A 19,499-nucleotide genomic window follows, 5' to 3' on the forward strand; every position below is an offset into this window, starting at 1 on the left:
CAGTTAGCCGTCAACTGATACCTGCTAACAACTCACGCTTGAACCTGGAAGTTTGACTTTTGTTCCGCCTAAACCACAATAACCATTAGGATTTTTGGCTAAATATTGTTGATGGTAACTTTCAGCGTAATAAAATTCGGGTGCATCCAGAATTTCTGTTGTGATCGTTCCATAACCCGCTTGTTTTAGGGACGGTTGATAAGCATCGCGTACAGTTTCAGCAAGTTGGCGTTGTTGGTCGGAATAAGTATAAATTCCTGAACGGTATTGGGTTCCCACGTCGTTACCCTGACGCATTCCCTGGGTTGGGTCATGGCTTTCCCAAAAGACTTTTAGTAATTGTTCATAACTAATGATTTTGGGGTCATAGACGACTAGCACGACTTCGTTATGTCCTGTTAACCCGCTACAAACTTCTTCATAGGTGGGGTTGGGGGTAATTCCGGCTGCGTAACCCACGGCGGTACTAAACACTCCCTCCTGCTGCCAAAATCGACGTTCTGCACCCCAAAAACAACCCATCCCAAACATTGCCATTTCTAAGCCTGGGGGAAAGGGAGGTTTGAGGGGATTACCATTGACATAATGTTTATCGGGTACAGGCATCGCTTCTGTCCGTCCGGGTAAGGCATCGGAGGGGGAGGGCATTTTCAGTTTTTTACCAAGTCCAAAGATATACATGATTGAGTAGATTTGTGAAGGATAGCTTTACGTTCCTTAATATTAGCGTTTTTATCACGGTTATTGCTGACCGAGAAACCCATTTTTTCAGGTTTGATGATTAATTTTTTGATGAATAGCATTAATAATTTGTTCTTCATTCGGGGTGATAACGTCTTCTAAATTAGCAATTTTCTGATATTTAGCTAAAAGTGCAACGGCAAAATCTGGATTAATTTGTTCAATTAAAAGGTTTAAATCCGGTGGGGAATTAAGGGTTTTAGAAATGACTTCTAAAGAATTCAGACTCAAAGGAGCATTTTGGATTTTAGGGAGAATTTTTTCAAAGGTTTGATCAGGATTTCGAGTTAAAATAATATGAATTAAAATTTGATCTATAATCGCTTCTTGAGCGATCGCAGTTTCTAAATATTTTTTACTTTCAAACTGGACTGTTTCTAAAGTTGTACCCTTTTTATCTTGATATAAATTGGATTCATAAAAGCGACAAGCTGCATATCCCAAGGCATAAAGTATTGCAGCATTGGTACTGACACTAATGATAGTCCCGGCTAAAGGCACATCTTCTAATAAACCTAATCCTAATTTTATGGCTTGATTACTTCCTAAAGCTAAACTAAAAATTGCTAAAGCTTCATCTTTTCTAATTGGGTCATAAAGATCGAGATCATAAGCAGAAGCAATTTGATAAATCATTTCAAATTCTAAGGTTGTGTTGTTAGAAAAATCGGCTCCCATTAGAGTCGCTAATCTTTCAGATACAAGCTTTGACGCGATTTCAGAACTCCCCAAAGTCAGAACTTTTTCCACCATAATTCGATGGCTAATTTGGCTAGAAGATTCATGAGGATATTGAGTTTTTAGCTGTTTAACTTCTGTTTCTACTTTCTCTAAATCTAATTTTTCAATAATCTCTAATATTTTATCTACATTTATAGTTTTGATTAAGGATTTAAGCAAAAGATTATTACTCATAAAATCCAAAACACCCGATGTAGGGGTGGTTTTCGAGGTTGGATTTTTTACTTCTTCTTTAAAATTAAAAATATTCTTAACATTAAAAATATTTTTAACTGCAACTTTCCCTCCCTGCATAACGGTATTGCTAATATTTTCAACGCTATCCTTAATATTAACCGCAGTTTCAATTACAGATTGTCCGGCTTGAGTTGTGGTATTGCTAACGGTTTCCGTTACAGTATTTTTAACTTGCTCAGTAGCGTCTGAAATAGAATTAAATAATAGCCCAAAATTCATGAATTTTGAGGTAATAGGTTCGGTTAAATTCTGAGATTTTGAAGAATCAGGGTCGTTTTCTAATAACTTATGGATGGAATTTAGAGCAATTTCTTCTTGCCAATCTGGAAAATCATGACCGATTCTTTTATTATAAATAATCACCTGTGTAATAGAATCTGAAATAATGTGAGTTAGAAGAGAAGCACACAACCATTCTACTAAAATTTTTTGGGGGATAATCTTTTCTGCTTCAAACATTAATTTGAGGCAATTTTTATTTAATGTAGCTTTTACTGTAATTCCTTTCGAGTCTAAATGACGATTGAGTAAAATAGCGATCGCTTTTGGATTTCCCTGTTTAGCGAATTCTAGCAAATTGGGTTTGCTGGTTTCTGTTTCAGTCATGGTGAGGAATAGAAAAAACGATTTTAAGTTTAAGTTAACAGGTGATGATTTTAAAATCCACCGTATATTTACGGATTTTTTAAAAGTTTGATACAATAAGTTAGAAGCATAAAGAATTAGTTTAAATATGATGTGGGATCAAATTGCAGAGGACATTAGTAAAGCAACAGGAGAACGTTTTCAAATCAGCGATCACCGTTCTGTGGGTGGCGGATGTATTAATCAAGGATATCAAATTAGTAATGGTTTTCAGTATTATTTTATTAAACTTAATCAAGCCTCTGAAGTTGCTATGTTTGAAGCAGAAGCGTTAGGCGTTCAACAAATTGGAAAAACCCAGACTATTCGAGTCCCACAACCGATTTGTTGGGGAACAGTGGGAAATTCTGCTTATTTAGTTTTAGAATGGCTGAACTTGGGAGGAAAGACTAATGCTTCAGCTTGGGAAGAAATGGGACAAAAGTTAGCTTTATTGCATCAATGGACACCTCCACAAAATTATCCCGGTTCTCAAAATTTTGGATGGGATATTAATAATACCATTGGTTCAACACCTCAAATTAATACTTGGGAAAAGAATTGGGTAGAATTTTGGCAAAAACATCGCATTGGCTATCAATTCAAACTCGCTAAACGACGGGGAGGTTATTTTGAACAAGCCGAAAAGTTACTAGAAACAATTCCCCAGCTTTTAAGCGATCATGATCCGAAACCTTCTCTAGTACATGGAGATTTGTGGGGAGGAAATGCTGCTGTGACGGCTGAGGGAGAACCTGTTATTTTTGATCCAGCGACCTATTTTGGAGATCGAGAAGTTGATCTGGCGATGACTGAATTATTCGGTGGTTTTCCAGCTATTTTTTACCAGGCTTATCATCAAGTCTTTCCCTTAAATCCGGGTTATGAACATCGCAAAAAGCTTTACAATCTCTACCATATCTTAAATCATTTTAACCTATTTGGAGGAGGCTATGCAGCCCAAGCGAATCAAATGATTCGGGATATTTTACGCTAAACTGTGGGTATACTAACTCTATAGGTTCAATTCGTTGTATTGTTCAGTTGACTCTATTAACCAGAAGGAATACCTGAGATGATAAGAGATGAATAAAATTAATCATTAATTCATCTTTCCAAGTAAACCTTGTTAAAGATAGCATTTTTAGGTAAGGTGTAAAAGTATTTACTCCTTTTTGGAGTCAGTTTCTTGTTGTTATTAAAAAAAATTACAACTTCAATAAAAATACTATTTCAAGAAAATCAGGGTCGATTATTTGCTCCTATCATTGATCAGATTTTTTGATTAGGGTTAAGACTCTTAGAAGTTAAAGCATCATTTGTTGAATCTTTGTTTCTGAACTTATACGGCTTGAGCAAAAATTGGGAATTTATATTATCATTGTAAACTATGTTAAACACATCTATTTCTTACCAAATTGTAGAAAAGATTTATGAAAGTAATAATTCCTTAATTTATCGAGGTTATCGTGTTGTTGATTATCAACCTGTAATTCTCAAAATGTTAAAGGATGCCTATCCCTCCCCTAAACGGGTGGCTTGGTTTAAACGAGAATATGAAGTTACTTATCAATTAAATTTACCAGGTGTTATTAAGGTTTATAGCTTTGAAACCATTAATAATAACCTAACGATTATCTTAGAAGATTTTGGTGGGGATTCTCTAACCTTATTAGGATTAGCAGGACAATTAGAGTTAGAAGATTTTTTAAGATTAGCGATTTCAATTACTGAAATTTTAGGACAAATTCATGCTCATCATATTATTCATAAAGATATTAATCCCAGTAATATTGTTTTCAATCGTCTCCTCGGAAAGGTTAAAATTATTGATTTTGGGATTTCAACAGTTCTTTCTCAAGAAAATATAACCTTTCAAAATCCAGAAATTTTAGAGGGAACACTCTTTTATATTTCCCCAGAACAAACTGGACGAATGAACCGTTTAATCGATTATCGAACGGATTATTATTCCCTAGGTATCACCTTTTATAAATTATTAACAGGACAGTTACCCTTTGAGGGAAACGATGCTTTAGAATTAGTCCATTGTCATATTGCGAAAGAACCCGCTTCTCCTCAGTCAATTAAACCCACAATTCCCACTGCATTATCGAATATTATTTTGAAGTTAATGCAAAAAAATGCAGAGGAACGTTATCAATCTGCCTGGGGATTAAAAGCTGATTTAGAAGAATGTTTATCTCAACTACAAACCCAAGGAAGAATTGCCATTTTTCCCCTGGGACAACAAGATTTTTCTCAGCGATTAAGCTTACCTCAAAAATTATATGGTCGAGAACGGGAAGTTGAAACTTTATTAACAACCTTTCAGGGAGTTATTGGTAAAAATCAAAACTTTTCTTTAGATTTAAAGGCAGAAATAATTCTGGTAACAGGTTATGTGGGAACCGGAAAATCAGCTTTAGTTCGAGAAATTTACAAACCGATTACAACTCAACGGGGATATTTTATTTCAGGAAAATTTGATCAATATCAATGTCATCTTCCTTACTTTGCTTTTTCCCAAGCTTTTAACGAATTTTGTCATCAGTTATTGAGTGAATCTGAACTGAGTTTATCTCAATGGCGAGAAACAATTTTAACGGCGGTGGGAAGAAATGGCAAGGTTTTAATTGATTTAATTCCGAATTTAGAATTAGTCATCGGTCAACAACCTCCTGTTGCCCAAGTTGGTTTTCAGGAAGCTGAACATAGATTGAAAATTCTATTTAGAAAATTTGTAGAAACTATTTGTAAGCCTCAACATCCGTTAGTCTTATTTTTAGATGATTTACAATGGTCTGACCGAGCTTCATTAAACTTTTTACAATTGCTCGTTTGTGAAGCCCATATTCAATATTTATTCATTATTGCAGCCTATCGAGAAAATGAAGTGGACGAAACTCATCCTTTCAATCTTACCTTAAGGAAAATTCAAGCTGAACGGGGAGAAATTGCGAAAATTCATCTCACAAATTTAAGTCAAGTTGATATTAATCTCTTGATTTCAGAAACTTTAAACTGTTCTTTAGATAAAATTCAAAGTTTGGGTAAATTAGTCTATGATAAAACCTATGGGAATGCTTTTTTTGTGCGAGAGTTCTTCAAAAAAATTTATCAAGAAAACTTATTAAAATTTGATCCGGTTCATCATCAATGGACGTTTGAGCTCGAAAGCATTCAAAAACAAACTAAAACTGATAATGTAGTTGAATTGATGGTCGATAAAATTTGCCATTTATCACCCTCAACCCAAACTTTATTAAAACTGGCATCTTGTATCGGTCATTCTTTTGATTTATGGACATTATCACGCCTTGCTCAACGTTCTCCCCATCAAACATTAGCAAGTTTATGGAATGCGCTACAGGAAGATTTAGTTTTTCCCGTTAATTTTCATTATAAATTATTTTTAAATGAAGTTATTAATTTACAAGATACGTTAGATGTAGAATCGGATTTAACATTAGATTTAGCCTGCAATTTACAAGATCAATTTGCTCAAGACGTTCAACTTCAGTTTCAACATGACCGCATTCAACAAGCTGCTTATTCTCTTCTCGATGAGTTTCAACGACAAGAAACCCATTTAAAAATCGGGCGATTATTACGGTTAACTATTCCGGCTGAACATTTAGAAGAGCATCTTTTTAATATTGTTAATCACAATAATCAAGGTGTAAATTTAATTTTGGATTCTGAAGAAAGAATTCAGCTTGCTGAATTGAACTGCAAAGCTGGCCAAAAAGCTCAAGCTTCTGCGGCTTATCCTCTCGCTATCAGCTATTTTAATATCGGGTTAAATTTTTTACCTGAAAATAGTTGGGAAACTTATTATGATTTAACGTTTAATATTTACCAATCTTTAGCTCAAGTTACCTATCTGAATACGGATTTTGAGATAGCACAACAATATTTAAACAAACTTTTAGACCAACCCAAAACAAGTTTAGACACCGCGAAAATTCTCAAAATTCAGATTTTAATGAATATTGCTCAACATCACATGGATAAAGCCATTGAAACCGGATTACAAACCTTAAATTGTTTAGGAATTGAATGGTTAAATAGCCCTCCAGTGTTATACCCCATTGCCACTTTAGAACAATTGCCATTGATGACCGATGAAAAGCATAAAATGGCTTTGGAAATTTTAATTACTTTATTTGCTCCTTGTATTGTTTCCAAACCGCAATTATTGCCACAACTTGCCTTTACAATGGTGCATCTTTGCCAACAATCGGGTCATTCTGACCGGGCTGCTTTTGCTTATAGTTTTTATGGAATGTTATTGTGTGGGTTTTTATCGAATCTTGACTCCGGTTATCAATTGGGTCAATTTGCTTTACGGCTTTTAAAACAATTTGAAGTTTCCGATGTTAATTGTAAAGTTCATGATTTATTTAATGTTTTTATTCGTCATTGGAAAGAACCAGCCCGCAATACCCTAGAAGCTCTCGGACAAAATATTCAAAGGGCTTTAGAAACGGGCAATATTGAATATGCTTGTTATTCCTCTCTTAACTATTGTGCTAATCTTTTTTTAGTCGGAGAACCCTTAGAATCTGTTCAACAAAAACAAATCCCGTATATTCAGTTAATTCAAAGATTTAAACAAGATTTTCCCCTTGATTTTGTAAAAATTTGGGGACAACTGGTTCAAAATTTATTAAATTTAAGTCCAAATCCACTGGTATTAACCGGAAATTTATTCCAGGAAATAGAATTAATTGCCCTTCAGGAAAAAAATAACTTAACAGCCCTTTATTGTTTTCATTTAGGGAAAATGATTCTTTATTATTTATTTAAGCACTATTCAGCAGCCGTAGAAGCATCTCAACAAGCTAAACGTTATTTACCTGCGGTTACGGGTGCTTTACCCAGTGGACAGTTCCCCTTTTATGCCGCTTTAGCTTTATTAGGGCTTTATCCCACGGTGAATTCCCTAGAAAAAAATCAAATTTTATTAGAGGTGAAACAGTATCAACATCAATTAAAACAATGGGCTAATGATTCCCCTCTAAATTATCAGCATAAATATGATTTTATTTCAGCAGAGAAAGCTCGTGTTTTAGGAAAAAAATGGACAGCAATTCAAGACTATGAAAACGCTCTTAACGGAGCAAAATCTCAAGGTTTTTTACAGGAAGAAGGGTTGATTTATGAACGAGCTAGTGAATTTTATAGGCAGCAAGGCATGGAAGAAATTGCTCAATTATATTTAACAAAAGCCCATTATGCTTATGTTCGTTGGCAAGCCGTCGCTAAAGTTAAGGATTTAGAGATAACATATCCAAATTTAATTATACAACGCGATCGCGTTATTAATGAATCGAGTAGTAGCTTATCTCAAACCACAGGACAAACCAGTTCCTTAAATTTAGATTTAACCAGCATCTTGAAAGCATCCCAAGCGCTTTCTGAGGAAATTGTTTTAGAGAAATTATTAGATAAGTTAATGAAAATTGTTTTAGAAAATGCCGGAGCCGAACTAGGCTATCTAATTTTACCGGATAATTTCTTATCGGGTAAAAATTATGAACAAAGTTCTGAAATCAAATGGGTCATTGAAGCAACGGGCAGTTTAAAAAACAATCAAGTTAGTATTTTTCAATCTATTCCTATTGAATCTAGTTCTAATTCATTCAATACAGAAATTTTGCCTAAAACCTTAATTAATTATGTTATTCATAAACAAGAAAGCTTGGTTTTAGATAATGCAGTTGAAGCAGAAAATTTTAGGTATGATTCCTATATTATTCTTAATCAACCTAAATCAATTCTCATTACTCCCCTCCTTTACCAAGGGAAACTGAAAGGAATACTCTATTTAGAAAATAACTTAATTATGGGGGCGTTTACTGCTGAAAGATTGCAGCTTTTAAATGGGTTATCAGCCCAAATCGCTATTTCTTTAGAAAATGCCAGTTTATACAATCATTTAGAACACAAAGTTCAGGAACGAACCCAAGAATTAGAACAGGAAATTCGAGAACGAAAAAAAGCCGAGGAAGCCGCCCAATCAGCGAACCAAGCCAAAAGCTTATTTTTGGCAAATATGAGTCATGAACTGAGAACTCCTCTTAATAGTATTTTAGGATTTACTCAATTAATGAATCGGAGTCCCCATTTATCACCCACAGATCGAGAAAATTTAGGGATTGTGAGCCGAAGCGGTGAACATTTATTAAGCTTAATTAACAATATCTTAGATTTATCTAAAATAGAAGCGAATCGTCTAACAATCAATTTAAATAATATTGATCTTTATCGTTTATTAGGCGATTTAGAAGAAATGTTTCAACTCAAAGCTGATGATAAAAAGCTACAACTGATTTTTGAGCGTTCTGCGGATGTTCCTCAATATATTCAAACCGATGCACTCAAATTAAGGCAAGTCTTGATTAATTTACTCAATAATGCTTTAAAATTTACTCAAGAGGGGGGTGTTTCCGTTAGGGTTGGACGGGGACAAAAAGTAAACCCAGAAAATCAGTCTTGCTGTTTTCTCCGGTGGGAGGTTGAGGATACAGGCTGCGGGATTGCAAGGTCAGAATTACAACATTTATTCAAAGCCTTTGTACAAACTCAAAGCGGTCAACAATCTCAAGAAGGAACTGGTTTAGGATTATCCATTAGTCATCAGTTTATTCAATTAATGGGAGGAGAACTTACCGTTAGTAGTAAATTAGGACAAGGTACACGTTTTCAGTTTGAAATTCCAGTGAATATTGTCAATGCTAATGATATTCTAACATCCTCTCCTAGTCGCAAAATTATTGCCCTAGAACCGGATCAACATTGTTATCGAATTTTGGTTGTGGATGATAAATGGAGTAATCGTCAATTGTTAATTCAACTCCTAAGTCCTTTGGGATTTGAACTACGAGAAGCCATTCAAGGTCAAGAAGCGATTGAAATTTGGGAGACTTGGGAACCTCACTTAATTTGGATGGATATGCGAATGCCTGTGATGGATGGTTATGAAGCTACAAAACAGATTAAATTGACTACAAAAGGTCAGGCTACCATCATTATTGCCTTAACCGCCAGTACCTTAGAAGAGGAACGAGCCGTTGCTTTATCAGCAGGCTGTGATGATTTTGTGCGAAAACCCTTTCGAGATCAAATCATTTTAGAAAAGCTGGCTCAACATCTGGGAGTACGCTATGTGTATGAACAAGATGTAGTATCAGCCCCGGATTTTACAGAAACCCCCCTAATGGAACTGAAGCCAACAACTTTAGCTTCCCTATCGTTAGAATGGTTAACTCAACTTCATCAAGCTGCGAAAGCTGTCAATGCCAAGCAAATCTTGAAGTTAATTGACCAACTCCCCCCGAATCAAACCTTAATTATCAATGCTCTGCGAACTAAAATCAATCAATTTGCATTTGAAGAGATTGTAGAACTAACCGCAAAAGCATTAACTAATCACTGATAACTGATAACTGATAACTGATAACTGATCACTGATGAATGACCCTCAACCCGATAACCCACTGGCTAATATTTTGATTGTGGATGATACCCCTGATAATTTATATCTGTTGTCAGCAATGTTAACAGAACAGGGGTATGATGTGCGCTGCGTAATTAATGGTTCCGCAGCTTTAATGGGGGCAATTGCTGACCCACCAGATTTAATTTTATTAGATATCCGTATGCCTCAAATGAGTGGGTATGATGTTTGTAAGCAATTAAAAGCCTCAGAACGTACCCGTGATATTCCGGTCATTTTTTTAAGCGCTTTAAACGAAGTTTTTGATAAAATCCAAGCTTTTGAAGTCGGTGGGGTAGACTATATTACAAAACCCTTTGAAATTCGAGAAGTGTTAGTTAGAATTAAAAATCAACTCAATTTACAAGCAGCAAAATCCCAAATTCAACAGTTAAATACAGAACTAGAACAACGGGTTAAAGAACGCACAAGGGAACTAGAACGAGCGAATTTACGATTGCTACACATGGCATCCCATGATGCCCTCACGGGTTTACCCAATCGAGTCTTTTTTATGGAACGGTTGATGGGTGTTTTAGCTTATACTCACACCCATCCTGATTCTCAATTTGCAGTGTTATTTCTTGATTGTGATGACTTCAAAATGGTGAATGATTCTTTAGGTCATTTAGCTGGAGATCAATTGTTAAAAGCTGTAGCAAGGCGATTATTGGCTTGTATCCATCCGAATTATACCTTAGCTCGATTTGAAGGCGATGAATTTACGGTTTTGTTAGAACAAATTCAATCTGTTGATGAAGCCACCTTCTTAGCCCAAGCTATTCAACACGCTTTAAGCCAGCCTTTTTTACTGTATCAACACGAAGTTTTTATTAATACCAGTATTGGCATTGTTTTAGGAACAGTAGATTATCAACAACCGGAACATTTACTCCGAGATGCAGATACAGCCATGTATCAAGCTAAAGCATTAGGAAAAGCCCGTTATGAAGTCTTTAATCGGGATATGCACACCCGCGCCTTAACTCGTTTACAGTTAGAAAATGACCTGAGACGAGCCATCGAACGTCAAGAATTTATGGTTTTTTATCAACCCATTATCTGCTTATCCACAGGTCTAATTAGTAGTTTAGAAGCTTTAGTTCGTTGGAAACATCCTCAACGGGGATTAGTTCGACCTGATCATTTTATTCCGATTGCAGAAACAACAGGTTTAATTATTCCTTTGGGATTATGGGTTTTAGAACAATCTTGTCTTCAATTAAAGTCTTGGCAAGAACAAGCCCTACAACGCCAAGAAGTTTTTGATATCAGCATCAGTGTTAATTTATCTGTCAAACAATTTTCTCAACCCGGTTTAATCGAATACATTGATCAAATTCTTGCTCGTGTCGATTTAGATAGTAAAATTTTAAAATTAGAAATTACTGAAAGTGCAATTATGGATAATCCAAAATTAGCATCGGAGCTATTTGAACAACTGAAATTGCGTAAAATTCAATTAAGTTTAGACGACTTTGGAACCGGATATTCTTCCTTAAGTTATTTACATCAATTTCCTTTAGATATTCTTAAAATAGATCGCTCTTTTATTAGCAATTTGGATTCCCTAGAAAAAAACTTAGAAGTTGTTCAAGCTATTCTAAATCTTGCCCATCATTTAGGCATGAGTGTTGTGGCTGAAGGCATTGAAACCCAGGAACAATTATCGTTACTTCGGCTTTTGGGTTGTGAATTGGGCCAAGGTTACTTATTCGCTCAACCCCTAGATGCAGAATCGATGGAAACCCTGCTTTTATCCCATCCCCAGTGGTAGTAAAACAGGGAAAGCGGGGTTGTAGGAGGAAGAGTGCGGAGTGCGAGTCAGGAGTGTATGATTTCCTCACCCTCTCTTCTTCTCCCCAAACCCTACACTTCTCTTCTTGCTACGGTAAACATTGCCAAGCTTGAGTGACGACTTCGCTTAACCACAGCCGTTGTTCCCAGTTGAGCAAACTATCATCCGCTAGAACCTCAGCTTTGAGATCCTCTAAAGATTGTTGACGAGAACGAGCAATTTTAACGACACCTGCGATCGCTGTTGCTACTAACTCATCAGTAACCGGTTGCTGTCGCAGAGCCATCATTTCTTGAGGACTTGTCGGAATTGGATAGTTCATGGTATGAGGGGGCGTTAAACATTAAACACAGGACATAGAGCACAGTTGAGGTCAGAAGTAGATTCTTCGGGTTTGGCAGTGGTAATTAAAACAAAAATAACAAATTTCTAAAAATTATAAACTTTTCGACAAAATTCTTAGCACAAATCTCAGATTAAGTTCTAGGGAACTGCGATTTACTGGGAACAGGGAACCGTAAGGAGTGAATGAGTTTGCTAGATTTAGAAGTGTCCTAGCCTTAATTGTAGGTCAAGCAGCCCTGGTTATTCGTCAGGAAACCTTAGATTGATATCCCCAGTTAAATTCTGTGCTACAACAGTTAGAAGGTAAAATTTCCGCGAAAGAAATGCGACAATTAGATTATAAGGTTGATGGAAAAAAACGATAAGATTAAGAGGTCATTTAATGTTTTTTAATCGCTAATCCTTGTGAATCTACGCTTGATTAATAATATTCCACCCTTAAATGTTGGCTACAAATAATTGCTAGGGTGGCTAATGCCTTTTTCCTATCCCTTATTCCCTATTTTCCCCTCTGTTCCCTGTTCCCTTACCATAAGGATTTGACCCTATTACTCATTACCCATTCCCTCCTTTATTTATTGAATTTGGCTCAACGATATGCCAATCTTAATCGCCCTGAGAGTTATTTTATTAAGAATTATTCGCCTTTTAGCCTCGATTATGATTGAAGCTTGGATTTTTAAGAAAAGCTTTAATTTATCCCCCAAAGTGAGTGTACAATATGCGATGGTTCTTAACCTATTAGCAAATGCCTGTGAGTGGGTTGTGTTTTTAAATGCAGAAACTCTGTTACCCCCAGAAGCTCGAAAAGAATTAATTTATTATTTGCTGATTGAAAAAATACAAGAAACTTCCCCTTCTATTTTTTTATTAACAACTTTTAATTTTACCTTAATCCTGTTTATTAAATGGATAGGATTTGAATCTTTAAAAGTTGCCTTGAGTGGAGATATATCTAAGATTACTAAAGCCTTTCAAGAAAATTCTGAAGGAAATATTAAAATGAGTGAAGAATATCGTGATTTTAGAATTATATTAATTGCTCATGCTTTAAGTTATTCTTTGTTTTTGGGATTAGCCTTTACATTATTAATTTTAGAATAATTAAATTAACACTATTTTCTGCTTTAAAACAAATTAAACACTCACCAAATAAGGTTGTTATATATGAATAAATTCCTGAAAGCTTTAAATGTTCTTAAACCGGATAAACCCTTAGAATGGAGAACTTTTCTCCTCATCAGTCTGACAATTTGGATTGCTTCTATTTTAGGGACAACTGATGAAGAGATTAGAAATCAATTAGCTGTTTTAAGTTGGTTAGCCCTCACAATAGCCATTGGGTTCAGAACCAGTCAACCTCCCTTTATAATTGGCGGAATTCCCTTAAGTCCTTGGGTCATGGCACTATCACTGTGTTTAATGATTTATCAAAAAACAGAAGCAACCCGACCTTATTTCGCCTTAAAATTATGGCCCTTAATCGCAGCTTGTTTGGTTTTTATTCTGGAATTTATTAGAGATAATTTTAAAATCCAGTCCCCTCCTCCTTTAGTTCGCTTTGGGTTTATTATTATTTTCCTGATTCACATTAATATTTATTGCTGGATCGAATTTTCCATTCGATTTCAGGACTGGTTAGAAAATGTTCCCGAAATTATTCCGAGGCAGGAGATTTTTAAACCGGATTCTGCTAAAATAAATCAGGAGTTTCGATCCTCTTCTTTTCGGAGAATTGATCAAGGATAAAAATATCCCTACTCCTCCATAAACTGCTTTCTATATCCTATTGGGGAAATCACAAATGAATTTAAAACGCATTCTAACCATTTCTAGTAACGTTTTTTTAGAAGTTGTGCGCGATCGCATTCTTTATATTATTGGTGTTTTTGCTTTACTGTTAATGGCTTCTGTGCGTTTACTTCCTGAAGTATCCGCCGGGTTAGAAAATAAAATTATTCTCGATTTTGGCATTGCCATGATTAGTTTTCTCAGCTTACTGATTACGGTTTTTGTCAGTGCAAACCTCATCAATAAAGAAATTGAAAAACGAACCGTTTATCTCTTAGTTTCTAAACCCGTTAGTCGGGCAGAATTGATCATCGGGAAACATTTAGGGATCTCAGCATTTATTGCTATTTTAGTTCTGGCGATGACCCTGCTATATTTTGGAATTCTCAGCTTTAATAAAATTTCCTATCCCTTTACCAGTTTGACCATTACTGTTGTCTTTCTGTGGCTTAAATTATCTTTAATTGCAGCCGTCGGGATTTTATTAGGAGTATTTACCAGTTCCCTATTGGCGAGTTTATTAACCTTTGGGGTTTATATCATGGGAAGTTTAAGCCGCGATTTATTGGCATTAGGGAAATTAAGTCAAAACCCAGCTTTAGAACAAATTATGAGCGGACTTTATATCATTTTACCTGATTTAGCCCGACTCGATTTAAAAAATGAGGCTGTTTATGGTTACTTACCCGCCTCCTCAGTATTAATTAGCAATACCGTTTATGCTATTCTTTATATGACGCTTTTGTTATCTCTGTCCATTGTTATTTTCTGGCGAAGAGAATTTTAATTGTGTTGAAAACCCCAATAAAATATACACCATGACAGTAACAGAAAAATTACAACAAATTCAAGCTTTATTTCAAGAGATGGAACAAGCATTAATTGCCTATTCAGGAGGGGTAGATAGTACCTTAGTGGCTAAAATTGCTTATGATGTCTTAGGCGATCGCGCCTTAGCTGTCACCGCCGTTTCTCCCTCCTTATTACCGGAAGATTTAGAAGAAGCTCGCCTTCAAGCTGCCGAAATTGGGATTCAACATCAGGAAATTGAAACCCAAGAAATGCAGAATCCAAATTACACCTCAAACCCAATTAATCGTTGCTATTTTTGTAAAAGTGAACTGCACGATACCTTAAAACCTTTAGCTCAAAAATGGGGATATTCCTATATTGTCGATGGGGTAAATGCTGATGATTTAAAAGATTATCGTCCGGGAATTCAAGCCGCCAAAGAACGGGGGGTGAGATCGCCCTTAGCGGAAGTCGGTTTAACGAAACTGGAAGTTCGAGAAATTTCTAAATTCTTAGGGCTAATCACCTGGGATAAACCCGCCCAACCCTGCTTAAGTTCCCGCTTTCCCTATACAGAAGAAATTACTATTGCTAAATTACAACGGGTGGGAAAAGCCGAAATTTATTTAAGGAAATTAGGCTGGAAAAATTTGCGCGTTCGTTCAGAAGTTGATACCGCCCGCATCGAATTACCCCCCGAACAAATCCAAGAATTTGTATTGAAAACCAACCTACCCCAACTTGTTCAAGCGTTTCAAAGCTTTGGGTTTGTTTATGTTACTTTAGATTTAGAGGGGTATCGAAGCGGAAAACTCAATCAAGTTCTACCTTCAGAATTATTAGTTCCGTCCTCAACCTAAAACATTGCTATTATTTACCCTCAAAAAAAATATCCCCACCATTAATGGTAGGGGGCGAGGACAGTCAAACGCTATTAAATTTTATTGTGCCAGCACTTTAGCAAACTGAGGCTTGGGATTGTGACGATTTTGAGAGTGTCCATCCCCCTATTCAGGTAGAACTATCTGCGATCGCTTAAAATCAAGTTAAACTTTAACTAAACCGAACCCTGAATTTCTCCTCATTACGTTTCTTGGGAGTCACCCCAAAGGGTTGGAATGTCAATGCAACTGAAGCCAAGATTACCCGCCCCCCCCTAAAACCCCGACCCATTCCCCTCACCACCGAAACGAAAACCCTACGTTTGGACTTAGCCAAAACCGCTCTAATTATTATTGATATGCAGAATGATTTCTGTTATTCCGATGGTTGGTTGGGTTATATTGGCGTGGATATCACCCCGGCTAGACAACCTATTGTCCCTTTAAATACCTTAATTCCGGTGTTACGTTCGGTACAGGTTCCTATCATTGGGTTGAACTGGGAAAACCGTCCTAACTTACTCAATATTAGTACAGGTTTGCATCACGTTTACAACTCTACTGGAGAAGAGACCGGAACCCATATTATTAAAAATACAGGTTCTACTTGCTTATAAGCTTTATGTATTATGGTAAAGTAAATTATATTTAAGGGTTTATTATGGAATAATTCCTATAAATTGGTTAGGTTTGGGAGATTGAGGACATGATAGATACGATTGATAAAAACTCCAGTACCCAAAAATATAGATTGAATCAATTTAAGCTCAGAGGTCAAATGCTGTTGGGTTATGCTGTTCCCGTATTTGTGTTTGCGGGTTCTACCTATGTTGTTTATACAAATGCGAATAAAGTATTTGAGGCATTTAACCAGGTTGAAAACGTCCAAAAAACGATTATTGAAGTGGATAGAATGGCATTAGCGGGCAGCAATATGGTTGCTAATAATCGAGCTTTTCTTATCGTTGAAAACGAACAATTTTTACAACTCTATCAAAAAAATTGGCAGACGTTTCAACAAGCGAGCGAAAATTTGAATCAAATGATTAACCTTGCTGATCAAAAGCAACGATTTGATCAAATGCAAGAAATTGGGAGACAGTTTAATCAATATCAACAACAGATGGAAGCTTTAATTAAACAGGGGAAAAGAAAAGAAGCTATTATTGTTTTTAATACAGGTATAGGTCAAAAGTTACTTTCAAATTTTTTGAAGCTTAATTATGAATTTAATGATGCCGAAACTAAAAGACTAGCTCAAGAAAATAATCAAGCTAGAAATATCCTTCAAAATGCAGTTAATTTATTAATTATAGGTTCAATATTTTCTGCTTTTACTGCTTTAATTATTGCTTGGTTAATTTCTTCTTTAGTCAGTCGTAAAATAGGGCAAGCGATTAACGCGATTGATAAATCATCCTTAGAAATTAATATTGCTGTTGAACAACAGGAAAAAATTACCAGGAGTCAAGCCGTTTCTGTTAATCAGACCACCCGGACAATGGATGAATTAGGATTATCAGCTAAACAAGCAAGTGACCAAGCAGAAACTTCAACTCTAGGGGCTAAACAAGTTTTAAACTTAGCAGAAAATGGCAATGAATTAGTCGAACAGACTTTAGCTGAAATGAGCCAAACGAAGGATAAAGTCAGAGCCATTGCTGAACAAATATTACGTCTGAGTGAACAAACGAATCAAATCGGAAGTATTTCTCAAGTCGTCGGGGATTTAGCCAATCAAACCAATATGTTAGCCCTCAATGCTGCGGTAGAAGCTGTTCGAGCCGGAGAATATGGAAAAGGGTTTTCTGTCGTCGCCTCTGAAATTCGTAAGTTAGCAGATGAAAGTCAAAAATCTGCTCACCAAATCAATGCTTTAGTAGCTGAAATTAAACAAACTAATAGTTTAACCAGTCGGGTGACAGATGCGGGAATTAAAAGTGTAGAAATGACCGTTGATTTAGCTCAAAAAACGGCTAATTCTTTTAGTAATATGTCAGGAGAAATCAATACTATTGTTCAGGGTTCTCAGCAAATTTCACTCAACGCAAAACAACAAGCTATGGCTATTCAACAAGTTGTAGAAGCCATGAATAACCTTAATAATAATGCCCAGAGTAGCAGTAATGGCATGACTCAAATTAAGTTAGGCATTCAAAAGCTCAATGATGCAGCATTTGATTTAAAAGATATTGTCCAGGAAACATCAGAAGCCGCTAAAAAGGAACGAAAAATGAGAAGCTATATCAATTAAATTTTCTAATTTTTGGTTCTCTATTCTCTATTTTACCTATGAATATACTTCAAGAAACAGCCTCTCTCATCACCCGTGATAACATTCGACTCGATGCAGATATTTACCGACCCCAAACCGAAGAAAAATTACCCGTTTTATTAATGCGACAACCCTACGGAAAAGCGATCGCATCGACCGTTGTTTATGCCCATCCTAAATGGTATGCTCAACAAGGGTATATTGTGGTGATTCAAGATGTTAGAGGGCGGGGAACTTCAGAAGGAGAATTTAAACTTTTTACCCATGAAATAGAAGATGGATTTGATACCGTTAATTGGGTTGCTCATCTTCCCTATAGTAATGGTCAGGTGGGAATGTATGGCTTTTCCTATCAAGGAATGACCCAAATTTATGCCGCTTCAACTCGTCCCCAAGCTTTAAAAACCGTATGTCCGGCGATGATGAGTCATGATTTATATGCAGATTGGGCCTATGAAGGGGGTGCTTTTTGTTTATATGCTAACTTAGGATGGGCGATACAAATTTCAGCCGAAACAGCCCGATTAAAAGGGAACGAAACCGCTTATAATATACTTTATCAAGCGTCTCGAAATTTACTATTTTTTGATGCCATTCCTAGCAGTCCAGAGGTGTTAAAAATTCATGATCCAGATTCATTTTATCACGATTGGTTAGCTCATGATCAACCCGATGAATATTGGCAAAACCTATCTCCAAAATTAGAGAATTTAGATTTACCCATGCTGCATATTGGGGGTTGGTTTGATACCTATTTAAGAGGAACCATTCATTTCTATCAAGCAATGGTAAATCGCAGTCAACACCCCCAACACTTAATTATCGGCCCTTGGGCTCATCTTCCCTGGGGGCGAAAAGTCGGGGGACTCAATTATGGCTTAACAGCATCAACCTTTATTGATACGCTACAAATTCAATGGTTTGATACCTTTTTAAAAGGCAAAGAAAATCCTATTTTTAATCAAAATCGGGTTTGTTTATTTGAAATGGGGAGTCAAGACTGGCGAGAATTCAAACATTTGCCGTCCTCTTCTTCCCTGGTATATTATTTATCAACAAATGGACTCGCTAATTTACGAGAAGATGCTGGAATATTAACTCCTAATTGTCCTAAAAACCCTCAAGAAGATGTCTTTGTTCATGACCCTTGGCGTCCGGTTCCAGCACTCGGAGGTCATGTTATGTATCCAACGGGTTCCTTTGACCGTTCTAATTTAGATTGTCGCAGCGATATTGTGACTTATACCTCTGAACCGTTGAGCCAAGATTTACATTTAACGGGAGATTTAACAGCAGAAATTTATTGTAGTGCAGATAAACCCAGTTTTGATTTATGTGCAGTTTTATCGGAAGTTAAACTGGATGGCAGCGTTTATAATTTTAGTCAAGGTTATCAACGAATTAACCTCGATAACTCTACCGAAAATTCTGTATTAAACCGAGAACAAAATATTAATTTATATCAAATAAAACTGCAACCTACTTGTATTAAAATTCCGCAAGGTCATTGTTTACGTTTAAGTGTCAGTGCGGCTTGTTTTCCAGCTTATCCAGTTAACCCAGGAACAGGAAAACCGGTTAATCAAACTCGTCTAATCGATTATCAAATCATCACATTAACAATTTACTCTGGAGATAGTTTCCCTTCAAATATTAGAGTATCAACTTCTGCCTAGGGGAAGGAACGAAATCAAAGCCCCTCGTCAAGTAGGAGAGGGGTTTGGGGAGAGGTCACTTTTGCAGAAGATGCTGTAAGCAGTGGTTCATACA

Annotated in this window: 13 protein-coding genes; 10 read left to right on the top strand and 3 right to left on the bottom strand. The window is 36.2% G+C overall.

The annotated features are described in order from the left end of the window. Positions 1-24: 24 nt before the first annotated feature. Together msrA and PL9214_RS03925 are read right to left on the bottom strand one after the other, a co-directional pair. Positions 25-681: a peptide-methionine (S)-S-oxide reductase MsrA gene (gene msrA, locus PL9214_RS03920; protein ID WP_072717550.1), complete on the bottom strand. Its 657-nt coding sequence runs from the start codon at positions 679-681 to the stop codon at positions 25-27. 87 nt (positions 682-768) lie between these two features. After that, positions 769-2,325, bottom strand: coding sequence for a hypothetical protein (locus PL9214_RS03925; RefSeq protein WP_072717551.1), 1,557 nt, complete (start codon positions 2,323-2,325; stop codon positions 769-771). Between the two features lie 130 nt (positions 2,326-2,455). Here PL9214_RS03925 and PL9214_RS03930 point away from each other — a divergent pair, with 130 nt between their 5' ends. The 3 genes from PL9214_RS03930 to PL9214_RS03940 all read left to right on the top strand — a co-directional run bounded on the left by PL9214_RS03930 (position 2,456) and on the right by PL9214_RS03940 (position 11,624). Next, entirely contained in the window at positions 2,456-3,340 is an 885-nt protein-coding gene (locus PL9214_RS03930) for a fructosamine kinase family protein (protein WP_072718642.1), read from the top strand. A gap of 393 nt (positions 3,341-3,733) precedes the next feature. Further along, positions 3,734-9,787 carry a hybrid sensor histidine kinase/response regulator gene (locus tag PL9214_RS03935; protein WP_072717552.1) on the top strand — a complete coding sequence of 2,018 codons (6,054 nt, stop codon included), beginning with the start codon at positions 3,734-3,736 and terminating at the stop codon, positions 9,785-9,787. Positions 9,788-9,821: 34 nt separating this feature from the next. After that, positions 9,822-11,624, top strand: a complete 1,803-nt coding sequence (locus PL9214_RS03940) for a two-component system response regulator (protein ID WP_072717553.1) — start codon at positions 9,822-9,824, stop codon at positions 11,622-11,624. A 109-nt stretch (positions 11,625-11,733) separates the two neighbouring features. On the opposite strand, the gene PL9214_RS03945 is transcribed toward PL9214_RS03940, so the two are convergent. Beyond that, on the bottom strand, positions 11,734-11,967 hold the full coding sequence (locus tag PL9214_RS03945; RefSeq protein WP_072717554.1) for a hypothetical protein: 234 nt from the start codon (positions 11,965-11,967) through the stop codon (positions 11,734-11,736). A 620-nt stretch (positions 11,968-12,587) separates the two neighbouring features. Between PL9214_RS03945 and fraC the strand changes: the two genes are divergently transcribed. The 7 genes from fraC to PL9214_RS03980 all read left to right on the top strand — a co-directional run bounded on the left by fraC (position 12,588) and on the right by PL9214_RS03980 (position 19,405). Continuing rightward, on the top strand, positions 12,588-13,094 hold the full coding sequence (gene fraC / locus PL9214_RS03950) for a filament integrity protein FraC (RefSeq protein ID WP_072717555.1): 507 nt from the start codon (positions 12,588-12,590) through the stop codon (positions 13,092-13,094). Between the two features lie 63 nt (positions 13,095-13,157). Next, complete coding sequence (locus tag PL9214_RS03955) at positions 13,158-13,739, top strand: DUF5357 family protein (RefSeq protein WP_072717556.1); 582 nt, start codon at positions 13,158-13,160, stop codon at positions 13,737-13,739. Positions 13,740-13,794: 55 nt separating this feature from the next. After that, positions 13,795-14,568 carry an ABC transporter permease gene (locus tag PL9214_RS03960; protein ID WP_072717557.1) on the top strand — a complete coding sequence of 258 codons (774 nt, stop codon included), beginning with the start codon at positions 13,795-13,797 and terminating at the stop codon, positions 14,566-14,568. A gap of 31 nt (positions 14,569-14,599) precedes the next feature. Next, entirely contained in the window at positions 14,600-15,433 is an 834-nt protein-coding gene (larE, locus tag PL9214_RS03965; protein WP_072717558.1) for an ATP-dependent sacrificial sulfur transferase LarE, read from the top strand. Between the two features lie 233 nt (positions 15,434-15,666). Further along, on the top strand, positions 15,667-16,071 hold the full coding sequence (locus tag PL9214_RS03970; RefSeq protein ID WP_245824169.1) for a cysteine hydrolase family protein: 405 nt from the start codon (positions 15,667-15,669) through the stop codon (positions 16,069-16,071). Positions 16,072-16,160: 89 nt separating this feature from the next. Then, on the top strand, positions 16,161-17,708 hold the full coding sequence (locus PL9214_RS03975) for a methyl-accepting chemotaxis protein (RefSeq protein ID WP_083579873.1): 1,548 nt from the start codon (positions 16,161-16,163) through the stop codon (positions 17,706-17,708). 38 nt (positions 17,709-17,746) lie between these two features. After that, on the top strand, positions 17,747-19,405 hold the full coding sequence (locus tag PL9214_RS03980; RefSeq protein WP_072717559.1) for a CocE/NonD family hydrolase: 1,659 nt from the start codon (positions 17,747-17,749) through the stop codon (positions 19,403-19,405). Positions 19,406-19,499 lie beyond the last annotated feature (94 nt).

The organism is Planktothrix tepida PCC 9214 (assembly GCF_900009145.1).
GTDB classification, from domain to species: domain Bacteria; phylum Cyanobacteriota; class Cyanobacteriia; order Cyanobacteriales; family Microcoleaceae; genus Planktothrix; species Planktothrix tepida.

Bases quoted from the DNA above. Each gene is read 5' to 3' on its own strand.
- msrA (WP_072717550.1), bottom strand. From the start codon at position 681: ATGTATATCTTTGGACTTGGTAAAAAACTGAAAATGCCCTCCCCCTCC.
- PL9214_RS03925 (WP_072717551.1), bottom strand. From the start codon at position 2,325: ATGACTGAAACAGAAACCAGCAAACCCAATTTGCTAGAATTCGCTAAA.
- PL9214_RS03930 (WP_072718642.1), top strand. From the start codon at position 2,456: ATGTGGGATCAAATTGCAGAGGACATTAGTAAAGCAACAGGAGAACGT.
- PL9214_RS03935 (WP_072717552.1), top strand. From the start codon at position 3,734: ATGTTAAACACATCTATTTCTTACCAAATTGTAGAAAAGATTTATGAA.
- PL9214_RS03940 (WP_072717553.1), top strand. From the start codon at position 9,822: ATGAATGACCCTCAACCCGATAACCCACTGGCTAATATTTTGATTGTG.
- PL9214_RS03945 (WP_072717554.1), bottom strand. From the start codon at position 11,967: ATGAACTATCCAATTCCGACAAGTCCTCAAGAAATGATGGCTCTGCGA.
- fraC (WP_072717555.1), top strand. From the start codon at position 12,588: ATGCCAATCTTAATCGCCCTGAGAGTTATTTTATTAAGAATTATTCGC.
- PL9214_RS03955 (WP_072717556.1), top strand. From the start codon at position 13,158: ATGAATAAATTCCTGAAAGCTTTAAATGTTCTTAAACCGGATAAACCC.
- PL9214_RS03960 (WP_072717557.1), top strand. From the start codon at position 13,795: ATGAATTTAAAACGCATTCTAACCATTTCTAGTAACGTTTTTTTAGAA.
- larE (WP_072717558.1), top strand. From the start codon at position 14,600: ATGACAGTAACAGAAAAATTACAACAAATTCAAGCTTTATTTCAAGAG.
- PL9214_RS03975 (WP_083579873.1), top strand. From the start codon at position 16,161: ATGATAGATACGATTGATAAAAACTCCAGTACCCAAAAATATAGATTG.
- PL9214_RS03980 (WP_072717559.1), top strand. From the start codon at position 17,747: ATGAATATACTTCAAGAAACAGCCTCTCTCATCACCCGTGATAACATT.